The organism is Acidovorax sp. DW039 (assembly GCF_037101375.1).
Lineage (GTDB): Bacteria > Pseudomonadota > Gammaproteobacteria > Burkholderiales > Burkholderiaceae_C > Acidovorax.
This window is the reverse complement of the sequence record NZ_AP029019.1, coordinates 540,164-554,876: the sequence shown is the minus strand read 5'-3', so window position 1 is coordinate 554,876 and position 14,713 is coordinate 540,164. Positions and strand designations below refer to the sequence as shown.

Here is a 14,713-nt window from a genome sequence, read left to right as displayed (position 1 = left end):
GTGGCCCATCGCCAACGGCGCAGAATAGCCATCCAGCGATGGCACAAGCGGCACTGAAAGACGATGCTGCAGCACAATGTGGCAACACATGACCGGTGTCTGCGCTTGCCCCGCAAGCCTGAGCAGCTACCAAAACAGAAGCACTGACAACCATGACCTCTTCCGCCCTTCCCCCTTCAGACGGCAACGACCTGACCGGAATCGACCCGCGCAAGGATTCGCTCATTGAATACCCCTGCCTGTTTCCGGTCAAAGTGATGGGGGTGAAAACGGACGAGTTCGTGGCACAGATTTCTGCATTGGCGCGCTCGCACGACCCGTTTCTGGACCCTGCAAGCATCGCACAGCGTGACAGTACGGGCGGCAAGTACATCAGCCTGACCATCACCATCACCGCCACCAGCCGCGAGCATCTGGACAACTTTTACCGGGCGCTCACATCCCACCCGCTGGTGAAGTACGCACTCTGAGCCCGGGGCATGACGATGGAACTGCGCATGCTGGGGCGCGTGGACTATGCCACCACCGTGCAAGCGATGCAGGATTACACCGCTACGCGCACAGCCGAGAGCGATGATTTGCTATGGGTTTGTGAGCATCCTGCGCTTTACACACAAGGCTTGGCAGGCAAAAGCGATCATTTACTGAATCCTGGCGACATCCCCGTGGTGGCCACCAACCGGGGTGGGCAGGTGACCTTTCACGGCCCAGGCCAGGTGGTGGCTTACCCGCTGGTGGATTTGCACCGGGCGGGTTACTACGTCAAGGAATACGTATACCGGGTGGAAGAAGCGGTGATTCGCACGCTGGACCACTTTGGCGTGACGGGCCACCGCGTGGCGGGAGCGCCGGGCATTTATGTGCGAATGGATGATCCGCACAGCCATGCCCTGCTGCCGCAACGCCCACAAAAGCGCGAAGGCACCGCGCCCCCGGAACCCGACTTTGAAGGGCTGGGCAAGATCGCCGCCCTGGGCATCAAGGTCAGCCGCCACTGCACCTACCACGGCGTTGCACTCAACGTGGACATGGACCTGGAACCCTTTCTGCGCATCAACCCTTGCGGTTACGCAGGTTTGCAAACGGTGGACCTTTCTACAATCGGGGTCCAAACCACCTGGGAAGAAGCCGCACAGGTGCTGGGCCAGCAGCTCAGCATTCGGCTGGCGCCTTGATCCCCTATCCCGCAGCACCTACGCCGCCAATACGCCATGAGCACCCCTGAAGTCGTCCGCGAAGCGCAATCCGCCGAGAACTACAACCCCCTGGCCAAGCAGAAAGCCGCTGCCAAGCTCTCGCGTATCCCGATCAAGGTCGAGCAGGCCGAAGTGCTCAAGAAACCCGAATGGATCCGTGTGAAGGCGGGCAGCCCGACCACGCGCTTTTACGAGATCAAGGAAATCCTGCGCGAACACAAGCTGCATACGGTGTGCGAAGAAGCCTCCTGCCCCAACATTGGCGAATGCTTTGGCAAGGGCACGGCCACCTTCATGATCATGGGCGACAAGTGCACACGCCGCTGCCCCTTCTGCGACGTGGGCCATGGCCGCCCTGACCCGCTGGACAAGGACGAGCCGCTGAACCTGGCCAAGACGATTGCAGCGCTCAGGCTCAAGTACGTGGTGATCACCAGCGTGGACCGCGACGATCTGCGCGACGGCGGCAGCGGCCATTTTGTGGAGTGCATCCAGAACATCCGCGAGCTGTCGCCCCAAACGCAGATCGAAATCCTGGTGCCCGACTTCCGTGGCCGCGATGACCGCGCGCTCGAAATCCTCAAGGCAGCCCCCCCGGATGTGATGAACCACAACCTGGAAACCGCGCCCCGCCTGTACAAGGAAGCGCGCCCTGGTTCGGACTACCAGTTCAGCCTGAACCTGCTGAAGAAGTTCAAGGCGCTGCACCCCAACGTGCCCACCAAGAGCGGCATCATGGTGGGCCTGGGCGAGACGGACGAAGAGATTCTGCAGGTGATGCGCGACATGCGCGAGCACAACATCGACATGCTGACCATTGGTCAGTATCTGGCGCCCAGCAACAGCCACCTGCCCGTGCGCCGCTACGTGCACCCCGACACCTTCAAGATGTTCGAGGAAGAGGCCTACAAGATGGGCTTCAGCCATGCGGCCGTGGGTGCCATGGTGCGCTCCAGCTACCACGCAGACCAGCAGGCTCACGCAGCGGGCGTCTGAGTCCCACGGGCATTTCACAAGCGCGCCATGGCCTCGCATGCAGCACCGGCAGCGCTCACGCTGCGGCGCTACGGCCCGGCTCCGGGCAGCCACAGCCACGACCACTTTCAGGTGCTCCTGGGCCTGTCAGGCACCCTAGAGCTGGAGATTGATGGCCGAGGCCTGCGCGTGCCCCCAGGCCACGGTTGCGTGATCGCCCCGCAAGCGCGGCATGACTTTGAATCCAGCCGTGGCAGCCTGTGTCTGGTGCTGGACTCCTACCATGCAGACTGGAGCCAACGCGCCACGCAACTGCAAGGCTTGCCCCACCTTTATGCGCTGGCACGCTACCTGAGCCAGGCGGTAGAACAAGGCCTGCCCTTGGCCCAGCAGCACGGCCCCGCGCTGCTGATGGAAGCGTGGGCCCGGTTGCCCGATGGCCACAAGCCCGCAGCAGACCCGCACTTGCGCCGAGCGGCCCGCCCCATCGACTGGTGGGGCTTGCAGCAATGGGCCCAGGGCCACTGGCACCAGCAGTTGACTGTGGCCGATCTGGCCCAGCGCGCCCACCTGAGCCCCAGCCAATTTGCCGCCCGCTGCCGCAGCGACCAAGGCATGAGTGCCATGCAGTGGTTGCGCCAGCAACGCCTGCACCAGGCCCGTGAACTGCGTGCCCAAGGCATGCCCGTGGCGGAGGCAGCGCGCCGCACGGGGTATCGCTCCCCCTCCGCACTCACCGCAGCATTGCGGCGGCTGGAGCGCTGAGCGGCCCGTCACCGCAGAACAGCGCAAGCACGGACCCACAGGCCTGCACGCGTTCGATCGACAGCGATTCAAAAGGCCACCCTCATTTCGCGACGATGAACCGTCGCCGCGCGATGACCACAGCGCTTAAGCTTGGCACATGCAAGCCAATCTGTACGCCCTGGGGGCCATTGCGATGTGGGCCTCGCTCGCATCGCTGGGGGTCTCGCTCACGCACGTTCCACCCTTCCTGCTCACGGGCATCGCCCTCATCATCGGCAGCGTTCCGGCGTGGCCTTTTGTCGCCCGCGATCCGTCACAGTGGCGTATTCCGCTGCGCACTCTGGCGCTGGGGGTGTATGGCCTGTTCGCGTACCACTTTCTGTTGTTCATCGCGCTGCGCTACGCACCAGCGGTGGAGGCCAACCTGGTCAACTACCTCTGGCCGCTGTTCATCGTGGTGCTGGCACCGGTGCTACTGCCCGGGGTGCGGCTGCGGCTGGCGCATGTGGCGGCGGCCCTGCTGGGTTTTGGCGGCGCAGCCATCGCCATTGTGGGCGGGCGGGAGCTGAGCGGTGAGCTGGCCTGGGGCTACCTGCCCGCGCTGGCTGCGGCCTTCATCTGGGCCAGCTATTCGCTGCTGACCAAGCGAGTGGCGGCCTTCCCTACCACCGCCATCGGCCTGTTCGGGCTGGTGTCGGGAGCCCTCTCGCTGCTGTGCCATGTGCTGCTGGAGCCCGCCACCACCCTGCAATGGCGCGACTGGGCCCTGCTGACCTTGCTGGGCCTGGGCCCGCTGGGCGCGTCGTTCTTTTTATGGGACAAGGCGCTCAAGCTGGGCGATGCGCGGCAGATCGGCATCCTGAGCTACATCACTCCGCTGGCCTCCACCACCTTGCTGGTGCTGGTAAGCGGCCGACCGTTCAGCAGCAGCATCGTGATCGCCACAGGCATGATTCTGGCCGCCGCCGTGCTGGGCATGCGCGCCCGCTAACGCCACACACACTGCAGCTCCATGCCCACCCACCCACAGGCCACGCCCTCCCCTCTCGCCCTGGTAGCACCCGGCGCGTTTGTGCTCATCTGGTCCACCGGATTTCTGGTGGGGCGCGCCGTGGCACCGCATGCCGATCCGTTCTGGTTTCTGGCCCTGCGCTTTGCCTGTGTAGCCACTGCGTTCTGCGCCGCAGCCTGGTGGGCAAGCGCTGCCTGGCCGCACGGGCGGCAACGCATCGGCTTGCACATGCTGGCCGGTGCGCTGATGAGCGGCATTTACCTGGGCCCGAGCTGGTGGGCCATGGCGCGCGGCATGCCCGCCGGGGTGATGGCCTTGATTGGCGCGCTGCAGCCCTTGTTCACTGCCCTGGTGGCCGTGCTGTGGCTGCGGCAACACCTGCCCGCACGCACCTGGGCAGGGCTGGCGCTGGGCTTTGGTGGCGTGGCGCTGGTCCTGGCCCCACGCCTGGCTGCCACCGATTCCAATGCTCTGCATTGGCCCGTAGTGCTGGCTGCGGTGGGCAGCATCGTGTCGCTCACGCTGGGGGCGATGGTGCAGAAGTCGCGCTGGCTGGCGCAAGACGACCTGCGCAGCGCCAGTGCCGTGCAGAACCTGGGGGCCGTGGTGGTGCTGCTGGCCATGGCACTCACCCTGGGCACGCCGCACTGGGACGGCTCGGCCACGCTCTGGGCGGCTTTGGCGTTTGCGGTGCTGGTGCTGTCGATTGGTGGGGCCACGCTGCTGATCTGGCTGATGCGCCGGGGCGAAGCCACACGCACTGCCGCCCTGCTGTTGGCCGTGCCACCGCTGGCCGCACTGGAGGCCTGGGCCATCTTTGGCGAAACGCTGGCCCCCGTGCAGTTACTGGGCTTTGTGCTGGCCATGGCCGGGGTGGCCCTGGCCCGGCGCTGAGTCTTTACATCAAATCGTGCTCTAGCGCTCTTTGGATAAGCGCAAGCAGCTATTAAATAAATAGCAAGCTATTTTCAAGTGCCGGGCACGAGCGGCACTTCGCCCGCCATCACCTGCTGTGCCCATGGGGTGAGCTTGCGGGTGTCAGCACGCAGCACTTCCTGCTTCACGGCCAATATCTGCGCGGGGTGCATGGAGAAGCTGCGCAGCCCCAGGCCCAGCAGCAGCCGCGTCATGGTCACGTCGCCCGCCGTCTCGCCGCACACCGACACCACCTTGCCCTGCGCATGGCCCTCGGCAATCACATCGGCCACCAGCCGCAGCACGGCGGGGTGCAGCGGGTCGTACAGATGCGCCACGGCTTCGTCGGCGCGGTCAATCGCCAGCGTGTACTGGATCAGATCGTTGGTGCCGATGGACAGGAAGTCGAAATACTTGAAGAACGTGCGCACCATCAGCGCCGCGGCGGGAATCTCGATCATCGCGCCCAGCTGCACCGGCCCGTAGGCCACGCCACGGGCGTCCAGCTCTGCGCGGGCCAGGTCCACCTGCGCCAGTGTCTGGGTGATTTCAGACACATGCGCCAGCATGGGGAACAGCAGCTTGACCTTGCCATGCGCCGCCGCACGCAGAACCGCACGCAACTGGGTGCGGAACATGGCCGGGTCGGCCAGGCTCCAGCGGATGGCGCGCAGGCCCAGGGCGGGGTTCAGGTAGTTGTCCTTGTGGCCTTTGTCCAGCGGCTTGTCAGCCCCCACGTCGATGGTGCGGATGGTGACAGGCAGGCCCTGCATGCCGTCCAGCGCCTGCCGGTAGGCCAGGTACTGCTCTTCCTCGCCGGGCAGGTTGCCCTCCTTGCCCATGAAGAGGAATTCGCTGCGGAACAGGCCCACGCCCACGGCCCCGGCCAGCACGGCTGCGGGGGCGTCGTCGGGCTGCTCGATGTTGGCCAGCAGCTCGATCTTCTGGCCGTCGATGGTGACGGCCGGTGTGTGCCGTAGCCGGGCCAGGCGCTCGCGCTCCAGCTCGCCCTGGCGCTGGCGAAAACCGTACTCGGCCAGGATGATGGGCGAGGGGTCCACGATCATCACCCCGGCATCGCCGTCGATGATGACCCAGTCGTCCTGGCGCACCAGCTGGCTGGCGCTGCGCGCGCCCACCACGGCCGGAATGTCCATGCTGCGCGCAACGATGGCGGTGTGCGAGGTCTTGCCACCCACATCGGTCACGAATCCGGCAAACACGCTTTGCTTGAACTGCAGCATGTCGGCAGGCGAGAGATCGTGCGCCACCAGCACCAGGGGCACATCCACCGTGTCGTCCAGCAGCAGATCCTGCTGCGTCTTGCGCCGCTGGCTCACGGGCGGGGCCACGGGGCTGGCCACGCCCTTCATGTGGCGCAAGATACGCTCTACCACCTGCTCTAGGTCGGCCTTGCGTTCGCGCAGGTACTCATCCTCCATTTCGTCGAACTGGCGCGCGACGATTTCTAGCTGCGTGGTCAGCGCCCACTCTGCGTTGTACAGGCGCTCCGTCACCCAGTGCTTCACGCCCTCTTCCAGTGCCTGGTCCTGCAGCAGCATCAGGTGCACATCCAGCAGCGCACCCAGCTCGTGCGGAGCATCGGCAGGCATGTCGGCCTGCAGGCGCTGCAGTTCGTCCACCACCGCATTGCGGCCCTGGCGCACCCGCTCAATCTCCGACTGCACTTGCTCGGGCTGGATGAAGTAATGGGCCACGTCCACGCGGCTGGACGCCACCAGCACAGCGCGGCCAATGGCAATGCCACGCGCGACGGCCAGGCCATGGACGGAAAAGGTCATTCAGCAGTCTCCTGGTTGCGGCCCGCCATGCAGCACCAGCGGGCCCGGGCGGGGGTCACTCCCCCTCGCCAAACTTGTCTGCGATCAGCGCCAGCAAAGCATCCATGGCTTCCTGCTCACGCTCGCCGCTGGTCTCCAGCTCCACCTCGGTGCCAATGCCTGCCGCCAGCATCATCACGCCCATGATGCTCTTGGCGTTGATACGGCGGTCTCCCCGGCTCATGAAAACGTCGCAAGGAAAACTGCCCGCCAGTTTGGTGAGCTTGGCGGAGGCGCGGGCATGCAGGCCCAGCTTATTGCTGATGGTCGTACGAGTCTTGATCATGGGTATTGCGTCGGGACTGGTTTTGCGGCGCGGCGATCGCCACCTGCATCACACCCTGCGTGCCGCCCACCACTGCGCGGGAGACGACGGAATCCAGGGGTTCTGCACGGTAGCTGACCGCACGCAACAGCATGGGAAGGTTGACCCCGGTGACAAGCCGGGAGCGCACGCCATCGACCAAGCGCTGGGCCACGTTGCAGGGCGTGGCACCAAACACGTCGGTCAGCACCAGCGTGGAATCGGTGGTCATCTGGGACAGCAGGATGCGCGCCTGGGCCAGGGTCTCTTCCGGTGGCTCGTGGGGCTGCACATCCAGCGCGATAACGGAGTCGCCGCAGTCGGCAAACACATGCAGGGCGCATTGGCGCAGCGCATGGGCCAGAGGGGCGTGGGCAATGAGAAGGATGCTGGTGCTCATGGGTGGGCGGTTTGCCTGGCATTATGGCGCTGCGGCTGCAGCACAAACCACGCATAGGCTGCGGCGTTGCACCCCAGGTACACCGCCATGGACGCCTGGAACGCCGTGACCACCGGCAGCCCCAGCGCGGCAAAGGCATCCACCGCCAGCCCGATGCCCCACTGCACCACAAACACGCCCGCAAAAATCACCAGGTTGAATGCCGACAACGCCCGCCCTGCCAGCGCCTGCGAAAACGCCAGCGCCACGGCAGGTTGCGAGAGGGAGACGAAGCTGCTGGTCATGCAAAACAGCGCCCATGCACCCGCCCCTGCTCGGGGCCCGGCCAGCACAATGCACAGCAGCACCAGCAGGCTCAGGGGCAGGCCCCACAGCATCAACCGGTTGGCTCCCCAACCCTTGCGCAGCAGCCAGGGGCTGACCATGCCCCAGGTCCAGAACGTGCATAGCATGGTCACGTTGATCCAGAACAGCCCCGTGGCGGCCTGCAGCGGCGTGTAGCCCGCCACCTTCTGCATCCACGGCCCGGCCCACAGCGTCTGCACGGCCACCATGCCGCCGTACACAAAAAACGCCAGCGGTGCCAGGCGCTGAAAGTAGGCATGCCGCCACACCACCGCGTAGCCCTTGGCTTCCGTGGGGTTCAAGTCAGTGTCTTGCTGCGCGGTTTCAGCGCTGTCACGCCGAGCAGCCCCAGCACCTTGCGGGCCCGCTGTGCCCTGCCATTGCGGCACGCGCCAGGCAATCAGCAGCATGGCCAGCCCCAGCAGCCCCGCCAGCCCCCAGAACAGCGGACGCCACCCCACCAAAGGCAAGGCCCACTGCACCGGCAAGGTGGATGCCACCATGCCCAGCGAGCCAGTCATCAGCATCCAGGAGTTGGCGCGCATCTGCGCCGTGGGCTCCAGCCAGCGCCGGTAGCCCGTAAGAGGTGCCATCAGGCACGCGCTGACCCCGGCCCCACACAGCACGCGCCCGGCCAGCAGGCCACCAAACCCCTGCGCCTGTGAAAAAACCCCGCAGCCAATCACAGCAACCCCCAGAAAGCCCAGCGACACCTTGCGCGGGCCGTACCGATCCAGCCAGTTACCCAAAGGCAATTGCATGGCGGCAAAGCCCAGAAAGTACCCCCCGGCCAACAAGCCCAGATCACGGGCGTGCAACGCAAACTCCTGCGCCAGGGTGGGCGCCAGGGTGGCCGTGACGGCCCGCACCAGAGCCGACAGAAAGTAGGCAAACGCAAAGGTCAGGAACACCACGATGGCCGAGCGCCATGGCAGGTGCCCCTTGGCCGTGCCCGTGTCCTGTGCCGGGATCGACAAAGCGCTGGGTTCTGCACTCATTTCAGCTCCAGCCCTGCAAAGAAGGTGTCTGCGACGGCTGGACGCGGGGCACTGGCAAGAACCAATGCGTGAAACACGCGCACTTCAGCACCCGACGCCCGGGCAAACCAGACGGCATGGGCCGTCACCACGGCACCATCGGGTGTGCGGCCCTGCACCGTGGTGCGAACCGCCTGCGGCAAGGCAAGCGCGCCTGGGGGTACGAAGGGCTGGCTGGATGCGTTGCCAGCGCCACCTTCAGCCGCCGCAACTGCCACGGGAGCGGAAGCAGCGCCCGCATCAGAAAGAGAGCTCTTCGCCTGGGATGCACTGGGACTGGCAGGACCTGCGCCGAGCCGCGCTAGCGTGGCGGCCTGCCAGTGCGCCAGCGCCAGGCCCGCGGTGGAGGGATCGGCAAGGCGGACGTGCGAAACGGCGAACGTGGCACCATCTGCCTCGCAACCCAACATGCTCAGCGCCTGGGGCGCACCCGCCAGATCCACCGTGCGAGTGGCCGTTTCGGGTTTGCATGGCAGGGCGATCTGCAGGACGGCCTCTGGCACGGCGACCGTGCGCCAGTTCAGCGCCGGGCTGCAGCCCGCCAGCGCGGCCCAGAAGGCCACTGTGCCCAGCAGCGTGGTGACGCAGCACCCATGCGCCTTGGTGTGTCTTTTCATTCAGTCATTATGTGCAGGGTAGCCCCCTCGGCATTGAACTTTCAGAACTCCCAAGAGTCGGTCATCCGTTGATCGCACCAACGCCTGCCACACCGCATGGACTTGTCCAAGGTCAAGTCATCGAAGAGGTGCGGTAACTCAGGGTGGCGGGATCAGGGACAATCTGGCGTGGAAGCCCTACCGGGATAAAGACGAGGACATCATGGGTATCAAGCATTGGTTGGCCGGCGTGGCCATAGCAGCGTTTGCAGGCATCGGTGCCTTTGTGTACCTGGGCACAGGCCGCTCTGCCGCCCCTGAATCCACCTTTGTTCTGCTGGACGGCTCCAGCAAATCCACCGCAGACCTCAAGGGCAAAGTCACCCTGGTCAACTTTTGGGCGACCAGCTGCACCACCTGCGTGGCAGAGATGCCCGAGATCATTGCCACCTACAAAAAGTACAACAGCAAAGGCTTTGACACCCTGGCCGTGGCCATGAGCTACGACCCACCCAGCTATGTGGTGAACTTTGCGGAAACCCGCAAACTGCCCTTCAACGTGGCGATCGACAACACCGGCAACGTGGCCAAGGCCTGGGGCGATGTGCGCCTCACGCCCTCCACCTTTATCGTCAACAAGCGCGGCGAGATCGTGAAAACCTACGTGGGTGCACCCAACTTTCCCGAGCTGCACCAGCTGATTGAAAAGCTGCTGGCCGAAACCTGAGCGATCCACGCCGTAAGCCCCCCAAAAAAACAAAAGGCCGATTTCGAAAGAAATCGGCCTTTTGCGCTTATAGAGCCAGCGCAGGCAGCTATCAATTTTGCATCACCTTCACACCCGGGGCACCACCCCAACCCGTGTATGCGCCACAGCAGTTGCCTGCTGGGCGTGGCGGACTGTGAAAGTGGAGCGACATAGCGGCTCCGGAAGCGGGCTTGAGCGGGCTTACTTCGCGCGGAAGTTGTCGTGGCAGGCCTTGCAGGTGCCGGCCGTCGCGCCAAAGGCAGTCTTCACGTTGTCCAGATTGCCTGTTTTGGCGGCAGCAGCCAGCTTGGTGGCTTCTGCCTGCAGCTTGTCGGAATGTTCCTTGTACTTGGCTTGCTCAGACCAGATGGCGGGCAAGGCCTTGGTGGGAGCGCCCTTGTCGGTACCGGGGCCGAATGCTTCCCATGGCAGCTTGGACATGACCGCCACGATGTCTGCGCTTTCTTGCGCGGCCTTGGCGTCAAAAGGAGCCTTGCCATTGGCCATGGCACCGATACGCGAGAAGTGCTGGGCCATCACCACGAACGCGCTCTGGCGGTACTTGATGGCGTCTTCAGGTTTGGCAAACTCGGCAGAGGCTGGCGCAGACAAGGCGACAGTAGCCGCTGCAACGGCAAATGCAGCAAGTTTCTTCATGGGGACTTCCTTTGTGTAATGGGTAGGCTCGACAGCGGGCCCGTGCGGAGTATGCCTTGAGACAGCGTTTTTTGCCGGGCGGGTGAAACGCCAGCCTTGCAAGAGCTGCCGCACAATGGCGCCTCAACCATCAGGCCACGGAGTTTTCATGCCCCACCACACCATCCGCATCTGGGATTTGCCCACCCGCCTCTTCCACTGGCTGCTAGCCGCCTGCATCGTGGGCCTTGTGGTCACGGCCAAAGTCGGCGGCAACGCCATGGTCTGGCATTTCAGGCTAGGGTATGTAGTGCTGGCACTGGTGGTATTCCGGTTGGTCTGGGGCGTGATCGGAGGACGCTGGTCGCGCTTTGCCTCGTTTGTGCCCACGCCCGGCAGGCTGCTGGGCTATCTGCGGGGCGACACACGCCCACAGGACAAGGCGGGGCACAACCCGTTGGGCGCGCTGTCAGTCCTTGCACTGCTGGGAGTGACTGCAGCGCAGGTCAGCAGCGGCTTGTTCACCGACGATGAAATCGCCTTTGCGGGCCCGCTCACCCGGTTTGTGTCCGGGGAACTCGTTTCGCAGTTCACCACTTACCACAAGGCCATAGGGCAATACCTGCTGCTGGGCCTGGTCGCGCTGCACCTGCTGGCCATCGCCTTCTACGCAGTGGTCAAGAAAGAACGCTTGGTAGGCCCCATGCTGGAAGGCGACAAGCAACTGGAGGCCAGCGTGGAACCCAGCCGCGACGGTGTTGCCCAGCGCGGTCTGGCGCTGGCCGTCGCCTTGGCATGCGCAGCACTTGCATGGTGGGTATCCAGCCTGGGCGCATAGCCGCGCGCTTTCCGTCCGTCAGCAGGGCGTAGGAAGTGAAACGCTACACTGCGGCTTCCGATACAAACGCTGCTGTGCATTGTGGAAAAACCCACCGTGACCTTGGTAACGCCTTCCAGTCCGCATGAACTGGAGGCAGTCCGGGAAATATTTCGAGAGTACGCAGAGAGCCTGGGCGTTGACCTCTGCTTTCAGAACTTTGAAGACGAGCTGGCCCAGCTGCCCGGCGAGTATGCGCCCCCCAGGGGTCAGTTGATTCTGGCCATGGTGGATGGCGCAGTAGCCGGTTGCTGCGCGCTCAGACCGCTCGACGGCACCGACTACCCCAATGCCAGCGAGATGAAGCGCCTGTTTGTGCGCAAGGCCTTCCGCGGGTTCGGTCTGGGACGGGAACTGGCCGAGGCCATTCTGGATGCTGCACGCCAGGCCGGATATGGCTGCGTGCTCCTGGATACGCTGGACGATATGGAGTCCGCACGCGCGCTTTATACCGATCTGGGGTTTGAAGAGATTCCGCCTTACTACCACAACCCCATTGCGGGTGCTCACTATCTCAAGGTAGATATCGATTAGGCTTTCGCGCCCGTGCAATCAGCGCAAGCAGCTATATTTTCAATAGCAAACATTGACAGCAATAGACATAAAAAAAGGGTGGACCTCGGCCCACCCTTTTGCTTGCCCGCAGAGGGCAGCGCCATAGATCAGCCCTTGGCTTGAGCCAACAGCGTGTTCGCGTCGCTCACTTCAAACTTGCCAGGGCCTTCCACGTTCAAAGTCACCACCTTGCCGTCGCGCACCAGCATGGAATAGCGGTTGCTGCGCAGGCCCAGGCCCTTGCCTGTCAGGTCCAGTGTCAGACCCGTAGCCTTCGCAAAGGCAGCATCACCGTCGGCCAACATACGCACCTTGCCAGCAGTCTTTTGGTCACGCGCCCAGGCACCCATCACGAACGCATCGTTCACGCTCAGGCACCAGATTTCGTCCACACCAGCGGCCTTGAACTCTTCCGCCTTTTCCACATAGCCAGGCACATGCTTGGCAGAGCAGGTGGGGGTGAAGGCACCGGGCAGCGCAAACAGGGCAATGGTCTTGCCTGCTGTGGCTTTGTCCACGGGAACAGGGTTCGGGCCAATGCTGCAGCCTTCGCCCTCGACTTCAGAGTATTCCATCAGGGTCGTTGCGGGCAGGGTGTCACCAACTTTGATCATGCGTTTTCTCCTCTACGAATCGCCGGAGCCTCACAGGCGGGCCCCAAAAAGCAAAACGGCCCACATTGTGGGCCGTTTTGAAAGGGCTTTGCTGCCTCAAGCCATTAGGCTTAAACCAGGCTGGCCTTTTGAACCAGGCGCGTAGCAACCCAGTTCTTTGTCTTGGACAGAGGACGGCTTTCGGTAATTTCGATCACGTCGCCCAGCTTGTACTCGCCCTTTTCATCGTGGGCGTGGTACTTGCTCGACTTCGCAACGATCTTGCCGTAGAGCTCGTGCTTCACACGACGCTCCACCAGCACAGTCACAGTCTTTTGACGCTTGTCGCTGACCACCTTGCCAACCAAGGTGCGCTTGAGGGATTTTTTAGCTTCCGTCATGTCGGCTCCTTACTTGGCGGCTTGCTTTTCAGCAAGAATGGTCTTTGCACGGGCGATAGCGCGGCGAGTGGTACGCAGCGTGTTGGTGTTAGCCAACTGCTGGGTAGCCTTCTGCATGCGCAGACCGAAATGGGCCTTTTGCAAGGACTTGATTTCGGCTTCGATACCGGCAACGTCTTTTTGGCGCAGTTCAGTAGTCTTCATTGCTTGTTCTCCTGAATCACGAACCAATGTGACGGCTGACGAACGTGGTGCGCAGCGGCAGCTTGGCGGCAGCCAAGCGGAACGCTTCGCGGGCCAGTTCTTCAGGCACACCCACGATTTCGAAAACGATCTTGCCGGGCTGGATTTCGGCCACGTAGTACTCGGGGTTGCCCTTACCGTTACCCATACGCACTTCTGCGGGCTTGGTAGAGATTGGCTTGTCCGGGAACACACGGATCCAGATACGGCCGCCACGCTTGACGTGACGGGAAATCGCACGACGTGCAGCTTCGATCTGGCGGGCCGTCAGACGGCCACGATCGGTGCACTTCAGACCGAAATCACCGAACGCAACCGAGGCACCTCGTGTTGCGACGCCGGTGTTACGGCCTTTTTGCTCCTTGCGGTATTTGCGGCGAGCAGGTTGCAGCATCTTTATTCTCCTTTGCCGTCCGCTGCTGTAGCGGGCGCGTCAGTCTTGCGAACGCGCTTAACGGCGGTTGCATCGGCACCACCGGCACCGGCGGGCTTGTCGCTGCCGTCAGCAGGAGCCACATTGGCACCTACGGGACGACGGGGACCACGGCCTGCACCAGCGCGGTCGCCACCTGGACGGCCATCGCGGCGTGGGCCACGTGGGCGACGCTCTTCTTCAGGACGTGGAGTTTCCACGGCTGGCAGATCGTTACGGCCCAGTGTGTCACCCTTATAGACCCACACCTTGACGCCGATCACACCGTAGGTGGTCTTGGCTTCAGAAGTGCCGTAGTCAATGTCGGCGCGCAGGGTGTGCAGTGGCACACGGCCTTCGCGGTACCACTCGGTACGGGCGATTTCGATACCGTTCAGACGGCCGGACGACATGATCTTGATGCCTTGGGCACCCAGACGCATGGCGTTTTGCATGGCGCGCTTCATGGCACGGCGGAACATGATCCGCTTTTCGAGCTGCTGAGTGATGCTGTCAGCGATCAGCTTGGCATCGATTTCAGGCTTGCGCACTTCTTCGATGTTCACTGCGACGGGCACGCCCAGGCGAGCAGCGAGTTCCTTCTTCAGGTTCTCGATGTCTTCACCCTTCTTGCCGATCACGACACCAGGACGTGCCGAGAAGATCGTGATACGGGCGTTCTTGGCAGGACGCTCGATCAGGATGCGCGACACGGCGGCGTTCTTCAGCTTGGCCTTCAGGTACTCGCGCACCTTGATGTCTTCGGCCAGCATGCCGGCGAAGTCACGGTTGCTTGCGTACCAGCGGCTGGCCCAGTTGCGGCTGACCGCGAGGCGGAAGCCGGTAGGATGGATTTTCTGTCCCATAGTCTTCCTTGGCC

The 14,713-nt window shown here is 63.5% G+C and carries 20 protein-coding genes; 9 read left to right on the top strand and 11 right to left on the bottom strand.

Annotated features, from left to right (window positions below; genetic code table 11):
* Positions 1-152 precede the first annotated feature (152 nt).
* The 6 genes from AACH87_RS02490 (at position 153) to AACH87_RS02465 (ending at position 4,824) form a co-directional block, all read left to right on the top strand.
* Complete coding sequence (locus AACH87_RS02490) at positions 153-470, top strand: DUF493 domain-containing protein (RefSeq protein WP_338797148.1); 318 nt, start codon at positions 153-155, stop codon at positions 468-470.
* Between the two features lie 9 nt (positions 471-479).
* Positions 480-1,175 (top strand): lipoyl(octanoyl) transferase LipB, encoded by a 696-nt coding sequence (lipB, locus tag AACH87_RS02485; protein ID WP_338797147.1) that lies wholly within the window; start codon positions 480-482, stop codon positions 1,173-1,175.
* A 36-nt stretch (positions 1,176-1,211) separates the two neighbouring features.
* On the top strand, positions 1,212-2,192 hold the full coding sequence (gene lipA, locus AACH87_RS02480) for a lipoyl synthase (RefSeq protein WP_338797146.1): 981 nt from the start codon (positions 1,212-1,214) through the stop codon (positions 2,190-2,192).
* Positions 2,193-2,219: 27 nt separating this feature from the next.
* Positions 2,220-2,936, top strand: coding sequence for an AraC family transcriptional regulator (locus AACH87_RS02475; RefSeq protein WP_338797144.1), 717 nt, complete (start codon positions 2,220-2,222; stop codon positions 2,934-2,936).
* Between the two features lie 139 nt (positions 2,937-3,075).
* On the top strand, positions 3,076-3,909 hold the full coding sequence (locus tag AACH87_RS02470; protein WP_338797143.1) for a DMT family transporter: 834 nt from the start codon (positions 3,076-3,078) through the stop codon (positions 3,907-3,909).
* Between the two features lie 21 nt (positions 3,910-3,930).
* Entirely contained in the window at positions 3,931-4,824 is an 894-nt protein-coding gene (locus AACH87_RS02465; protein WP_338797142.1) for a DMT family transporter, read from the top strand.
* A 74-nt stretch (positions 4,825-4,898) separates the two neighbouring features.
* Here AACH87_RS02465 and ptsP read toward each other — a convergent pair whose 3' ends face one another.
* From ptsP to AACH87_RS02440, 5 genes are read right to left on the bottom strand one after another with little or no spacing between them, the layout of a single operon-like run.
* Positions 4,899-6,647: a phosphoenolpyruvate--protein phosphotransferase gene (gene ptsP / locus AACH87_RS02460; RefSeq protein WP_338797141.1), complete on the bottom strand. Its 1,749-nt coding sequence runs from the start codon at positions 6,645-6,647 to the stop codon at positions 4,899-4,901.
* Positions 6,648-6,702: 55 nt separating this feature from the next.
* Entirely contained in the window at positions 6,703-6,972 is a 270-nt protein-coding gene (locus AACH87_RS02455; protein WP_142085454.1) for an HPr family phosphocarrier protein, read from the bottom strand.
* Entirely contained in the window at positions 6,941-7,390 is a 450-nt protein-coding gene (locus tag AACH87_RS02450; RefSeq protein WP_338797140.1) for a PTS fructose transporter subunit IIA, read from the bottom strand. The genes AACH87_RS02455 and AACH87_RS02450 overlap by 32 nt, the downstream gene beginning before the upstream one ends.
* Positions 7,387-8,733 carry an MFS transporter gene (locus tag AACH87_RS02445; protein WP_338797139.1) on the bottom strand — a complete coding sequence of 449 codons (1,347 nt, stop codon included), beginning with the start codon at positions 8,731-8,733 and terminating at the stop codon, positions 7,387-7,389. Before AACH87_RS02445 ends, AACH87_RS02450 begins: the two co-directional genes overlap by 4 nt.
* Positions 8,730-9,389, bottom strand: coding sequence for a hypothetical protein (locus tag AACH87_RS02440; RefSeq protein WP_338797138.1), 660 nt, complete (start codon positions 9,387-9,389; stop codon positions 8,730-8,732). The genes AACH87_RS02445 and AACH87_RS02440 overlap by 4 nt, the downstream gene beginning before the upstream one ends.
* 202 nt (positions 9,390-9,591) lie before the next feature.
* Here AACH87_RS02440 and AACH87_RS02435 point away from each other — a divergent pair, with 202 nt between their 5' ends.
* Complete coding sequence (locus tag AACH87_RS02435; protein WP_338797137.1) at positions 9,592-10,095, top strand: TlpA disulfide reductase family protein; 504 nt, start codon at positions 9,592-9,594, stop codon at positions 10,093-10,095.
* A gap of 222 nt (positions 10,096-10,317) precedes the next feature.
* Here the strand turns inward: AACH87_RS02435 and AACH87_RS02430 are convergent, their stop codons facing one another.
* Positions 10,318-10,773: a cytochrome c gene (locus AACH87_RS02430; protein WP_338797136.1), complete on the bottom strand. Its 456-nt coding sequence runs from the start codon at positions 10,771-10,773 to the stop codon at positions 10,318-10,320.
* A gap of 148 nt (positions 10,774-10,921) precedes the next feature.
* On the opposite strand from AACH87_RS02430, the gene AACH87_RS02425 reads away from it, so the two are divergent.
* Together AACH87_RS02425 and AACH87_RS02420 are read left to right on the top strand one after the other, a co-directional pair.
* Positions 10,922-11,590, top strand: a complete 669-nt coding sequence (locus AACH87_RS02425; protein WP_338797135.1) for a cytochrome b/b6 domain-containing protein — start codon at positions 10,922-10,924, stop codon at positions 11,588-11,590.
* Between the two features lie 81 nt (positions 11,591-11,671).
* On the top strand, positions 11,672-12,163 hold the full coding sequence (locus AACH87_RS02420; protein WP_338797134.1) for a GNAT family N-acetyltransferase: 492 nt from the start codon (positions 11,672-11,674) through the stop codon (positions 12,161-12,163).
* A 128-nt stretch (positions 12,164-12,291) separates the two neighbouring features.
* On the opposite strand, the gene AACH87_RS02415 is transcribed toward AACH87_RS02420, so the two are convergent.
* From AACH87_RS02415 to rpsC, 5 genes are all read right to left on the bottom strand, one after another.
* On the bottom strand, positions 12,292-12,798 hold the full coding sequence (locus tag AACH87_RS02415; RefSeq protein ID WP_338797132.1) for a peroxiredoxin: 507 nt from the start codon (positions 12,796-12,798) through the stop codon (positions 12,292-12,294).
* A 110-nt stretch (positions 12,799-12,908) separates the two neighbouring features.
* Positions 12,909-13,178: a 30S ribosomal protein S17 gene (gene rpsQ / locus AACH87_RS02410; RefSeq protein WP_338797131.1), complete on the bottom strand. Its 270-nt coding sequence runs from the start codon at positions 13,176-13,178 to the stop codon at positions 12,909-12,911.
* A gap of 9 nt (positions 13,179-13,187) precedes the next feature.
* Positions 13,188-13,382 (bottom strand): 50S ribosomal protein L29, encoded by a 195-nt coding sequence (gene rpmC / locus AACH87_RS02405; protein ID WP_044397427.1) that lies wholly within the window; start codon positions 13,380-13,382, stop codon positions 13,188-13,190.
* A gap of 16 nt (positions 13,383-13,398) precedes the next feature.
* Positions 13,399-13,815 carry a 50S ribosomal protein L16 gene (rplP, locus tag AACH87_RS02400; protein WP_007847799.1) on the bottom strand — a complete coding sequence of 139 codons (417 nt, stop codon included), beginning with the start codon at positions 13,813-13,815 and terminating at the stop codon, positions 13,399-13,401.
* Positions 13,816-13,817: 2 nt separating this feature from the next.
* Positions 13,818-14,699, bottom strand: coding sequence for a 30S ribosomal protein S3 (gene rpsC / locus AACH87_RS02395; protein ID WP_338797130.1), 882 nt, complete (start codon positions 14,697-14,699; stop codon positions 13,818-13,820).
* Positions 14,700-14,713 lie beyond the last annotated feature (14 nt).

Excerpts from the sequence above, each read along its gene's own strand:
- AACH87_RS02490 (WP_338797148.1), top strand. The coding sequence starts at position 153 with ATGACCTCTTCCGCCCTTCCCCCTTCAGACGGCAACGACCTGACCGGA.
- lipB (WP_338797147.1), top strand. The coding sequence starts at position 480 with ATGACGATGGAACTGCGCATGCTGGGGCGCGTGGACTATGCCACCACC.
- lipA (WP_338797146.1), top strand. The coding sequence starts at position 1,212 with ATGAGCACCCCTGAAGTCGTCCGCGAAGCGCAATCCGCCGAGAACTAC.
- AACH87_RS02475 (WP_338797144.1), top strand. The coding sequence starts at position 2,220 with ATGGCCTCGCATGCAGCACCGGCAGCGCTCACGCTGCGGCGCTACGGC.
- AACH87_RS02470 (WP_338797143.1), top strand. The coding sequence starts at position 3,076 with ATGCAAGCCAATCTGTACGCCCTGGGGGCCATTGCGATGTGGGCCTCG.
- AACH87_RS02465 (WP_338797142.1), top strand. The coding sequence starts at position 3,931 with ATGCCCACCCACCCACAGGCCACGCCCTCCCCTCTCGCCCTGGTAGCA.
- ptsP (WP_338797141.1), bottom strand. The coding sequence starts at position 6,647 with ATGACCTTTTCCGTCCATGGCCTGGCCGTCGCGCGTGGCATTGCCATT.
- AACH87_RS02455 (WP_142085454.1), bottom strand. The coding sequence starts at position 6,972 with ATGATCAAGACTCGTACGACCATCAGCAATAAGCTGGGCCTGCATGCC.
- AACH87_RS02450 (WP_338797140.1), bottom strand. The coding sequence starts at position 7,390 with ATGAGCACCAGCATCCTTCTCATTGCCCACGCCCCTCTGGCCCATGCG.
- AACH87_RS02445 (WP_338797139.1), bottom strand. The coding sequence starts at position 8,733 with ATGAGTGCAGAACCCAGCGCTTTGTCGATCCCGGCACAGGACACGGGC.
- AACH87_RS02440 (WP_338797138.1), bottom strand. The coding sequence starts at position 9,389 with ATGAAAAGACACACCAAGGCGCATGGGTGCTGCGTCACCACGCTGCTG.
- AACH87_RS02435 (WP_338797137.1), top strand. The coding sequence starts at position 9,592 with ATGGGTATCAAGCATTGGTTGGCCGGCGTGGCCATAGCAGCGTTTGCA.
- AACH87_RS02430 (WP_338797136.1), bottom strand. The coding sequence starts at position 10,773 with ATGAAGAAACTTGCTGCATTTGCCGTTGCAGCGGCTACTGTCGCCTTG.
- AACH87_RS02425 (WP_338797135.1), top strand. The coding sequence starts at position 10,922 with ATGCCCCACCACACCATCCGCATCTGGGATTTGCCCACCCGCCTCTTC.
- AACH87_RS02415 (WP_338797132.1), bottom strand. The coding sequence starts at position 12,798 with ATGATCAAAGTTGGTGACACCCTGCCCGCAACGACCCTGATGGAATAC.
- rpsQ (WP_338797131.1), bottom strand. The coding sequence starts at position 13,178 with ATGACGGAAGCTAAAAAATCCCTCAAGCGCACCTTGGTTGGCAAGGTG.
- rpmC (WP_044397427.1), bottom strand. The coding sequence starts at position 13,382 with ATGAAGACTACTGAACTGCGCCAAAAAGACGTTGCCGGTATCGAAGCC.
- rplP (WP_007847799.1), bottom strand. The coding sequence starts at position 13,815 with ATGCTGCAACCTGCTCGCCGCAAATACCGCAAGGAGCAAAAAGGCCGT.
- rpsC (WP_338797130.1), bottom strand. The coding sequence starts at position 14,699 with ATGGGACAGAAAATCCATCCTACCGGCTTCCGCCTCGCGGTCAGCCGC.